The organism is Asanoa sp. NPDC050611, assembly GCF_040654855.1.
In the GTDB taxonomy this organism is placed as follows: domain Bacteria; phylum Actinomycetota; class Actinomycetes; order Mycobacteriales; family Micromonosporaceae; genus Asanoa.
Map to the genome: position 1 here is coordinate 1 of NZ_JBFAIU010000295.1, position 9,560 is coordinate 9,560.

The window sequence follows — 9,560 nt, forward strand, 5'->3', positions numbered from 1 at the left end:
GCAATACCACATCTAACAGCGTGTTAATGGTTTAAAAAGGTGTCAAATACCTATGTGTGGTGCGCCCCGCCCACGGCGACCAGGTCCGCGTACCCGTCGCCGTCGACGTCGGTCAGAAAGCGGCGCCCGCCGTCGACCTCGAGCTCCACCATGGAGTGCGCCACGTCGCCGTCGCTGCTCCCGAAACCGTCCACCGATCCCTGGTCACTGGCCAGGTACGAAGAGTCCCACTCGCTCATGAGCAGAACCTATGGGTGCCCCGCCGGCCGCGGCTCCCGGAAACGTGCCACGAGCTAGTGGTGGATCGGCACGCCCGCCTTGGCCATCGCCTTGATGATCTGGGCGGACTCGCCGAAGCCGATGACCAGCACACCGTCCGGGCCGTGGGCCTTGACCTGGTTGGCGCCGGCGGCGAAGTCGATGTCCGGCGCGGCGGGCGTCGGCGGCTCGTACACCAGCGTCTCGATCATGTCGGCCGGGAAGCCGGCACGCTCCAGTTCGGACTTCACGTTGTCCTGCAGGCCGGTGCCGTAGGAGTCGTTGCGGGCCACGATGGCGATCTTGTGGGGCCCGTCGCGCAGGATCACGTCGGCCAGCGCGCGCCCCTGCAGGATGTCGGAGGGCGCGGTGCGGAAGTACAGCCCCTTGTCGTCGATCGTGCTCAGCCCGGCATCCGTGTTGCAGGGCGAGAAGAGCACCAGGCCCGCCTTGACCACCTCGGGCAGCACCGCGCGGGAGATGCTCGACGCGCCGGCGCCGATGATGACGCTGACCTTCGCGGCGATGTGCTTCGCCACGGTCGCCTTGGCCGTGTCGGGGTTGGTGCCGTCGTCACCCGGCACGAACTCGACGTCCTGCTCGAAGACGCCGCCGGTCGCGTTGATCTCCTTCAGCGCGAGCGCCGCGGCCGCTTCCATCGGCGGGTACGCCAGGGACAGGTCACCGGTCTCCGGCAGCAGCCCGCCGATCTTCAGCGGGTCGGGCTTGTCCTCTTCGGCGGCTCCGCCCCGCGGCGCCCTCTTCGTCGTGGTCGTCGACTCGTCGCCCGCGCCCACGTACTCCGTCTTGCTGTCGTCGAGCCGGTCCGCGGTGCCGAAGTGGAGGGTCGCGTAGCTGGCGGTGGACGGTTCGCCGGCGTCGGTGAACCCGCCGCGGGTCAGCGAGACGCCCCGGTAGCTCAGGTCCCGGCCCGCGCGGGCGAGCGCCAGGCACGCCTTGGGGGTCTCGCATTCCGTGCCACCCGTGGTGACCGAGTTGATCTGCTTGGCGATCGCGCCGGGGTCGTTCGACCCGGCCTGCTCAGCGGCGATGGCACTGATCACCATCGCGTCATAGGTCTCACCGGCGTACGAGTAGTCGGTCAGCGCCGGGCGGAGCCCCTTGAGCCGCGCCTTGAAGTCCTCGGACAGCGGGGTGAGCGGGGTGGTCCCCTTCATGCCGGCCAGCATGCCCGTCTGGTCCTTGAACTCGTCGCCGAACGAGTTGATCATGTTGCCGTCCGTGCCGTACAGCCGCGCCGGGACAGCGGTCGCGTCCGCCGTCGGTGGCGGCGTTTCCTTGCCACAGGCCGCGATGGTCAACACGAGCGCGGCAGACATGGCGATGGCCAGGTGACGCGCTCCGCGGGAGACGAGCATGGGGGTGTCCGTCCTTCCTCCCCGAAAGTCCAGGGCACAGTAGCGCGCCGGGATCGATATGTGGGATAGCGCCCGACGAAAGCCGGTCTACCGAGCGGTAACGTAACCGCGTGTCAACATCACTCCTCGACCACGGCCCGGGCGCGCTCGCCGAACGGATGGGCATCAAGCTCCTCGAGATGACCCCGGACCGCGTGGTCGGCACGATGCCCGTCGACGGCAACACGCAGCCGTACGGGCTGCTGCACGGCGGTGCGTCCTGCGTGCTGGCCGAGACGCTGGGCTCGGTCGCCGCCGCCCTGCACGGCCACAGCATCGGCCGCGGGCTCACGCTCGGCGTCGACATCAGCGCCACGCACCACAAGGCGGTACGCGCCGGCACGGTCACCGGCATCGCGACACCGGCGCACCGCGGGCGCGGCGTGGCGACCTACGAGATCGTCATCACCGACGACGCCGGCGACCGCGTCTGCACCGCGCGGCTCACCTGTCTGCTGCGATCCCCCGTGTGAGCCGTTCCGCTGGTCCGGTTTGACGCCGGGTCGTAGAGTTCGCCCGTGGTCGAGGTTCCTCCGGATGCGGTCGACGACGCCGCGCAGGTGTTGCGGCTCGCGCTCGACGGCGACAGCGACGCCGTCGCGAGCGCGTTCGACGCGGTGGTCGACCGGTCCGGTGTGGTCGGCGCCTACGACGTCGCGTGGTGCCTGGCCGCGACGATGGTCGGCGACGGCGTGCCGGTCGGCCGGTGGACGCTCGACTTCCCCGACATCGACGAGGCCGGGTACGACACCCGCTGGGTCGCCCGGTTCGTCAGCGCGTACGCCAACAGCGACGCGTCGACCGGCGAGGCGCTGTTCGGCGCCGCGCTGGCCGACGGGCAACTGCCGGAGTGCCTGCTGACGCTGGCCGGCTCGGCCGTCGCCACGCTGCGCCGCCGCGCACAGTAGGCGGTCGTGCTCGACAAGGTCCGCAAGCTGCTGGCGAAGGCCGAGGACCCGGCGTGCTCGCCGGCCGAGGCCGAGGCGCTGACGGCCAAGGCCACGGAGCTGATCGCGAAGTACGGCGTCGACCAGGCGCTGCTCGCGGCCCGCGACCCGGCCCGGGACCCGGTGGTCGACCGCATGATCGACGTGCCGGCGCCGTACGCCACGGACAAGGCGGGCCTCCTGGTCGGCGTCGCGATCCCGCTGCGCTGCCGGACGGTGCGGCTGTCCCGGGCGGGCTCGATCGCGGTGCACCTGTTCGGTTTCGAGAGCGACGTCACCCGGGCCGACCTGCTCTACACGTCGCTGCTGGTGCAGGCGGCCCACGGCATGGCGGCTACACCGGTCCCGTGGGGCCAGCATCCGGCCGCGTTCCGGCGTTCCTGGCTGGCGGGCTTCGCGGCGGCGGTCTCGACGCGGCTCCGGGCGGCGGAGACGGCGGCGTCGTCGGGCGTACCGTCGATGGACCTGGTCCTGGCGGATCGCTCCGGCGCGGTCGAGCGCCGGCGCGACGAGGCCTATCCCACCGCCCGCCTGGCCCGCCCCCGCCGGCTGAGCGGCGACGGCGGTGCGTCGGGCTACGCGGCCGGCACCGCCGCGGACCTGGGCGGCGGCGCCCACGTCGGCGCCCGTGCGCGGAACGCCCTGGCGTGAAGCGGGCGATCGACGACAACCTGGCGTGGCACGCGTCCCACCTGCACCGGGTCGTGCCCGGCATGCGCGTGCTCGCGGCGGACGACGTGCTGGTCTGCGACAGCGGCCTGCCCGACGACACCTTCAACATCGTGGCCGCCGCCCGGTTCGGGGCGTCCGTCGACCGCATCGCGACCACGGTCGAGGTGGTCCGGGCCGCGGGGCGACCGTTCATGTGGTGGGTCGGGCCGAGCTCGACGCCGGCGGACCTGTCGGACCGGCTGCTGGCCGCCGGCCTGCCGGTGGGCGAGCGCGAGCTGGCCATGTGGTGCCGGACCGGCCCACGCCCCGTGGACCGCCCGGTCCGGGTGGCCACGACGCCCGCGGAGCTGGCCGACTGGGCGTCGGTGGTCGCGGCCAACTGGTCACCGCCGTCGCCGACCGTGGTGGAGTTCTTCGCGCGGACGGCACCGTGGGCCCTGGGCAGCACCTCCCGCTACCTGGTCGGCTACGTGGACGGGCGCCCGGTGGCGGCGGCGGAACTCAGTTACGGCGCGGGAGTCGCCGGCTTCTACAACGTCTGCACGCTCACGACCGCGCGCCGGCAGGGTTGGGCGAGCGCCCTGCTGCGCTTCGGCCTGGCCCTGGCGGCGACCGAAGGCTGCGGAACGGCGATCCTGCAGGCGGCGTACGACGCGATCAGCGTTTACGCCCGCCTGGGCTTCGAGCCCTGCGGCGACGTGGTCGAGCACGCGATCCGATCATGAGGCGCCGAGCGCGATGAGGGAGAGGCCGACCGCGATCATGGCGGTCAGGAACACGGCGATGCCTCCGACGACGCGGCGGACGCTGCCGGTGCGGTTCAACGGCGCCGTGGCCTCCGGGTGGCCGAGCGCCAGCATCCGGCCGCGCTCGACCAGCACGCGGTCCCGCCAGCGGACCGCGGCCGGGCCGCCCAGGATCGGGGCGTAGGTCAATCCCTCGGGGACCCGGGCGACGCCGACCGCGACCGGCGCCTCCGGGTCCGGCGCGGTGTCCAGCACGGGCGGCGCGATGGTCGCGGCCGGGTTCGGTAGGCCCGCGCCCCGGCTCAGCTCCACCGCCAGGCGGGCCTGGGCCCGTTGCAACCGGCGGACCGCGCGTCTCGCCCTGACCCCGCCCCGCCCGTACGCGTACCGCCGCGCCCCCGCCCGCAGATGACCATGGCCCAGGACCCGCAGCTCGTCCTCGGTCGCGATCCGCCGGTCGCCGAGCGCGGCGAGTTGGCTCATGTAGTAGTCCGCCTCGCGGTGCCGGACCCCGCGGACCAGCAGCAGGATCACCAGCAGCGGCGGGATCCCCTTCACGAACAGGTCACCGAAGATGCCGGCGCCACCGCCGAGGCTGAGCAACGGCGAGTTCCACAGGAAGTGGATGCCCATCGCGCCCAGGACCGCGAGCACCGCCACGGCGACCCGGACGAACAACGACCGCTCCGTGCGTACCGCCAGATAGCCGATCCCGGCACCGGCCAGCGCGCCGAACAGCGTGTGGCTCCACAGGCCGGCCAGGAAGCCGCGGAGCAGGAACGTGGCGACGACCGGGGCCACCTGGTCGCCGCGGCCCGCCACCGCGACGGCGTTGACCGCGTAGACGACGTCCTCCACGACCTGGAAGCCGAGCCCGACCAGGGACCCGTAGACCACGCCGTCGAGGACGCTGTTGACCTGCGCCCGGGCGACCAGCACGACCGCCACGATGCCGAGGGCCTTGGCGATCTCCTCGACCGTCGGGCCGGCCAGCGCGGAACCCCACTCGGCGGCCAGGCCCGGCGAGGCGAGCTTCGCGACCAGGTTGTGCACGGCCGCGTTGCCCCGGATGGAGATCGACGTGGCGACCAGGCCGCCCCAGGCGAACGCCGTGGCCAGCAGCAGCGGCGGCTCCCGTTCGAGGTAGTCCAGCGCGGCCACGAACATGCAGAACGGCACCGCGTAGAGGCCGAACAGCACCAGGGCCAGGAGCGTGGCGGTCGGGTACGCGGCGAACGAGTCACGGACGAACAGCCCGAGCCGGACCGCGCCGCCCGTGATCAGCATCAGCACGACCCAGAACGCGGGCAGCAGCAGCGACTTCTCCGGGCGGGCCCACTCCGGCGTGGGATGGACCGGCGCCGAGGGGAGGGTCTGCGTCATGCGGTGCCGCCGCGGTACGCGATCGTGCGGGTGCTCGCCTCGATCGCGCCCAGCGCGGCGCGCAGCGCGGGGGCGCTCCCGGCCGCGGTCACCTCGATCGCCACGTCACCGGCGCGGAAGACCAGGTAGCGGCCGGCCCGACCGGGTGCGGCGTAGCTGCCCTGCAGGCCGTCCAGCCCGCCGGTCGTGCGGATCGGGAACTCCTTGCCGGTGATCTCGTGGCCGCGTACTCCCGTGATCTTGCGCCGGAGCCGGGACGTCGCGTCGGCGAGCGACCCGTCGAACGGCGTGACCACGACGACGTAGCGGACGCTGCCGACCAGGAAGACGGCGGTGCCGCGGTGGTCGCTCGGGCGGGTGAGCGTGACGTCGAGGCGGGCGCCCGGCGGCGGCGTGACCGTGACCCCGCCGCCGACCGGGTACGGGCCGTCGCCGGCGGGACGCTGCGCGGGCAGGGCGCGGTCGAGGGCGGGCAGCCCGAACGCCAGCCCGGCCACGGTGCACAACACCCCGATGCTGCCGGCTAGGTTCCGCAGCAGCGTGCCGCGTGCCACCCTCATAGAGGGCACGCTACCGACCGACAAGTCGGATTTCCGAGGTTTGTTCGCCTTTACCCGGCGGCGGCCAGCTCCAGCGTCGCGAGGTAGTAAGGGGCGTCCGCGTCGTCGATGTCCGCGATCCGCCACGGCGTCCCGGCGACCAGCCCGCGCAGCTCGTCGACCGAGCAGACGAGGTAGTCGAACCAGTCGGTGGCCAGCTCGCGATAGCGGACCCGCAGCCGCAGCTGGCCACCCAGCCGGCCGCGCTCACGGTTGAGCCGGTGGTAAGCGGTGTGCACCGGGTCGGTGGTGTTGTACGGGTCCGTGCCGTGGGCGATCACCTGGGCGCCGGGCCGGGCCAGCGCGGCGAGGGCGGCCAGGAAGGCCGGTGCCCGGTCGGCGCCGCCGATCAGCCCGAGGTTGTTGCCGAGCAGCAGGAAGGTGTCGTACGTCGGGCCCGCCGCGGCGGCATGCTCGTCGACGGTGGCCAGCACGAGATCGTGCACGCCGCGCCGGCGGCAGACCTCGATCGCGCCGGCCGAGACGTCGAGCCCCGTCACCGGGACGCCGCGCCGCTGCAGTTCCAGGGCGATCCGGCCGGCGCCGACGCCGATGTCGAGCACGCGTCCGCGTACCCGGGAAAGCGCCCTGTGGTCGTGGTCCGGCCACGCCGCGGGCGGCTCGAGATAGGGAGCGGCGGGCGCGCCGTTGATCAGCCCGTCGTCCCGCTCGATGATCTCGATGACAGGCCGGGGCAACCGCCCGCCGGCCAGGGGCCGAGGTCCGACCCCGGTGTTCACGGCCAACGCGTCGCGAACGAGCTCGCCGAACGCGTCACCGACAAGGGGTTCCTGCACGTCCCCGACCTTAGACACGCATCAGGGGCGGGACCCACACGGTTGGCGTGTGGCTCCCGCCCCTGTCCGACGATCGTTCGACCGGGGGGTTTGGTCAGTCGCCCTGGCGCTGCTGGGGAATCTGCCCCTGCAGCAGGGCGCGAACCTCGGATTCGCGGTAGCGGCGGTGGCCGCCCAGCGTGCGAATCGCGCTGAGCTTGCCGGCCTTCGCCCACCGGGTCACCGTCTTCGGGTCGACACGGAACATCGACGCGACCTCTGCCGGCGTGAGTAGCGGCTCGGGTTCGTGCGTACGCGATGCCATCGGTCACTCCTCCACAGGTACCTATAGACATCGGCCGGGGTCCCGCCGGCCGACGCGTCTCTCATGGTCCGGCTAGTCCCCGATGTCCGACATGGGCCGAACGGCCGAACGTCCCTGGATGGACGGATGAGCAATGACCGATTTATGGCGATTTTATATGCCAGAAACCGCCTTATTTGGACTCTACGTCACCGTTCGTGTTCAGGAAAACACGAGGATACCTCATCCAAGCCCACCTATTTGCACCCTAATTACACCGTTCGAGGAGCTGCACCGCGCGCCAACGAGTGACCAAGTTCTCATAGACCTCTGTGGCCCCATCAGCATCACCGCGGGACAAAGCGGCCAGTCCGGCAGCGACCAGACCCGGTGAGTCGTCCTCTTCCAGAATGGTGTCGGAGAGGAGATCAACAAGACCGCCGTAGTCGAGCTCGACCACGGAACGTGGATGGAACTCCTCGAGCCACCGCGCGCCCTCCTCGACCGCTTCGGTGATCGGCGCGTCGCCCACGGACTTGCGGAGCACCGACAGCGCCCGGGACGCCCGGCGACGGGCCTTGGAGATCTCCGTGCGGTAGCGCAGCGAACGGCGGTCCTCCCGCAGGACCAGCTCGCGCTCGCCGAGGTCGACGAAGACGAACCAGCGCAGCGGCACACCCCAGGTGGCGATCTGCTCGTGCACCCGCGGCACGCCGTGCTCCAGCACCCGGGCCCCGCTGCGCCAGTCGTCGACCACGGCGCGGGCCTGGCCGGCCAGGACCGGCGGCACGAACGCGTCGGCGATCACCGAGGGCACGCCGTCGCGGGCGCTCAGCGCCGCCTCGGCCACCCGCAGGCGGAGGTTCCAGGGGCAGACGAGCAGCGTGTCGTCCGCCTCGAGCACGTACGCCTCTTCGGGCAGGTCCGGCAGGCGGGTCCAGCCCGCGCCGAGCCCCTCGATCACCGCCGTGCGCTGGCGGACGGGGCCTTCGGCGGGCGCGACGGCCCGGCCTTCCCGCACGTAACGGCGCCAGAAGACCTGACGTTCGCGATCGAATGCGGTCAACGGCTCGTAGACGCGCAGGTAGGAAGCGAACAGCGACGGCACGGCGCGATCCTCCCACGAATCGGCCACGGTCCGGAAACGACGGGTGCTCCGTCAGCGACGCGCGTCGGCATCCCGTTGCCAACGGGAATATCGTCGTCCCCAGAAACTTCGGCACCACCCCGCCGGAGCGACCCGCATGCGTGCGGCCCACGAGGACGCGCGGTGACGACAGGAGCAGCGATGGGCGTATTCGCCAGCACGGAAGACCCCGACTCCACCGGCCACGAACAGGTCGTCTTCTGCCAGGACAAGCAGAGCGGCCTGAAGGCGATCATCGGCATCTACTCGACCGCGCTGGGCCCCGCGCTCGGCGGCACCCGCTTCTACCCCTACGCCAGCGAGGCCGAGGCCCTCCACGACGTGCTGGAGCTCTCCCGCGGCATGGCGTACAAGAACGCCCTGGCGGGTCTCGACCTCGGCGGCGGCAAGGCCGTCATCTGGGGCGACCCCGACAAGGACAAGAGCGAGAGCCTGCTGCGGGCGTACGGGCGGTTCGTCCAGTCCCTCGGCGGCCGCTACTACACCGCGTGCGACGTCGGCACCTATGTCGCCGACATGGACGTGGTGGCCCGCGAGACCCGGTTCGTCACCGGCCGCAGCGTCGAGCACGGCGGCGCCGGCGACTCCTCGGTGCTCACCGCCTGGGGCGTCTTCCAGGGCATGCGCGCGGCGGCCGAGCACATGTGGGGCACTCCGACGCTGGCCGGGCGCCGGGTCGGCGTGTCGGGCCTGGGCAAGGTCGGTAAGCACCTCACAGCCCACCTGATCGAGGACGGGGCCGACGTGGTGGCGACCGACGTCGACCAGCGGGCGATCGACTGGGTCCGGGCGGCGTACCCCCAGGTGGACCTGGTGGCCGACGCCGCCGCGATGGTGACCGCGGACATCGACGTGTACGCGCCCTGCGCGCTCGGCGGCGTCCTGGACGACGACACGGTCCCGGTGCTGCGGGCCAAGGTCGTGGCCGGCGCCGCCAACAACCAGCTGGCCCACGCGGGCATCGAGAAGCAGCTCGCCGACCGCGGGATCCTCTACGCCCCCGACTATGTGGTCAATGCGGGTGGTGTGATCCAGGTCGCAGATGAGATCGAGGGGTTCAACTTCGAGCGGGCGAAGCTGCGCGCGACCCGGATCTACGACACGACGCGCGAAATCCTCCGGCTCGCGGACGCCGAGGGCGTGCCGCCCGCAGTGGCCGCGGATCGCCTGGCAGAGCGTCGGATGGCGGACATCGGGCGGCTCCGGACCATCCACCTGGGCTGAGCGACAGGAGCCCCTTACCGGCCGCGTCGCCGACCGCGACGCGGCCGCTGGGCATTGACCTGATCAGAAACGAGATCGACGCGCCG

General features: G+C 72.1%; 12 protein-coding genes. 5 read left to right on the top strand and 7 right to left on the bottom strand.

The annotated features are described in order from the left end of the window. Nucleotides 1-50 precede the first annotated feature (50 nt). Entirely contained in the window at nt 51-239 is a 189-nt protein-coding gene (locus AB0H87_RS32095) for a hypothetical protein (protein WP_360154136.1), read from the bottom strand. 54 nt (nt 240-293) lie between these two features. After that, a complete protein-coding gene (locus AB0H87_RS32100) occupies nt 294-1,637 on the bottom strand; it encodes an ABC transporter substrate-binding protein (protein ID WP_360154139.1) in 1,344 nt (447 codons plus the stop codon). A gap of 110 nt (nt 1,638-1,747) precedes the next feature. Here AB0H87_RS32100 and AB0H87_RS32105 point away from each other — a divergent pair, with 110 nt between their 5' ends. Genes AB0H87_RS32105 through AB0H87_RS32120 form a run of 4 tightly spaced genes read left to right on the top strand, consistent with a single transcriptional unit; the run spans nt 1,748 to nt 4,020 of the window. Continuing rightward, complete coding sequence (locus tag AB0H87_RS32105) at nt 1,748-2,149, top strand: hotdog fold thioesterase (RefSeq protein WP_360154142.1); 402 nt, start codon at nt 1,748-1,750, stop codon at nt 2,147-2,149. A gap of 45 nt (nt 2,150-2,194) precedes the next feature. Next, nucleotides 2,195-2,584, top strand: a complete 390-nt coding sequence (locus AB0H87_RS32110; protein WP_360154145.1) for a hypothetical protein — start codon at nt 2,195-2,197, stop codon at nt 2,582-2,584. Nucleotides 2,585-2,590: 6 nt separating this feature from the next. Then, nucleotides 2,591-3,274, top strand: coding sequence for a DUF2786 domain-containing protein (locus tag AB0H87_RS32115; protein WP_360154147.1), 684 nt, complete (start codon nt 2,591-2,593; stop codon nt 3,272-3,274). Then, a complete protein-coding gene (locus AB0H87_RS32120) occupies nt 3,271-4,020 on the top strand; it encodes a GNAT family N-acetyltransferase (protein ID WP_360154150.1) in 750 nt (249 codons plus the stop codon). Before AB0H87_RS32115 ends, AB0H87_RS32120 begins: the two co-directional genes overlap by 4 nt. On the opposite strand, the gene AB0H87_RS32125 is transcribed toward AB0H87_RS32120, so the two are convergent. The 5 genes from AB0H87_RS32125 to AB0H87_RS32145 form a co-directional block, all read right to left on the bottom strand. Continuing rightward, on the bottom strand, nt 4,015-5,424 hold the full coding sequence (locus AB0H87_RS32125; RefSeq protein ID WP_360154153.1) for a PrsW family intramembrane metalloprotease: 1,410 nt from the start codon (nt 5,422-5,424) through the stop codon (nt 4,015-4,017). The genes AB0H87_RS32120 and AB0H87_RS32125 overlap by 6 nt on opposite strands. Further along, nucleotides 5,421-5,984, bottom strand: coding sequence for a hypothetical protein (locus AB0H87_RS32130; RefSeq protein ID WP_360154156.1), 564 nt, complete (start codon nt 5,982-5,984; stop codon nt 5,421-5,423). Before AB0H87_RS32130 ends, AB0H87_RS32125 begins: the two co-directional genes overlap by 4 nt. Before the next feature lie 50 nt (nt 5,985-6,034). Further along, a complete protein-coding gene (locus AB0H87_RS32135; protein WP_360154159.1) occupies nt 6,035-6,820 on the bottom strand; it encodes a class I SAM-dependent methyltransferase in 786 nt (261 codons plus the stop codon). A gap of 94 nt (nt 6,821-6,914) precedes the next feature. Next, nucleotides 6,915-7,124, bottom strand: a complete 210-nt coding sequence (locus tag AB0H87_RS32140) for a BldC family transcriptional regulator (RefSeq protein ID WP_007073996.1) — start codon at nt 7,122-7,124, stop codon at nt 6,915-6,917. A gap of 247 nt (nt 7,125-7,371) precedes the next feature. Beyond that, nucleotides 7,372-8,211 carry a hypothetical protein gene (locus AB0H87_RS32145; RefSeq protein ID WP_360154164.1) on the bottom strand — a complete coding sequence of 280 codons (840 nt, stop codon included), beginning with the start codon at nt 8,209-8,211 and terminating at the stop codon, nt 7,372-7,374. 180 nt (nt 8,212-8,391) lie between these two features. Here AB0H87_RS32145 and AB0H87_RS32150 point away from each other — a divergent pair, with 180 nt between their 5' ends. Further along, entirely contained in the window at nt 8,392-9,474 is a 1,083-nt protein-coding gene (locus tag AB0H87_RS32150; protein ID WP_360154167.1) for a Glu/Leu/Phe/Val dehydrogenase dimerization domain-containing protein, read from the top strand. Nucleotides 9,475-9,560: the final 86 nt, after the last annotated feature.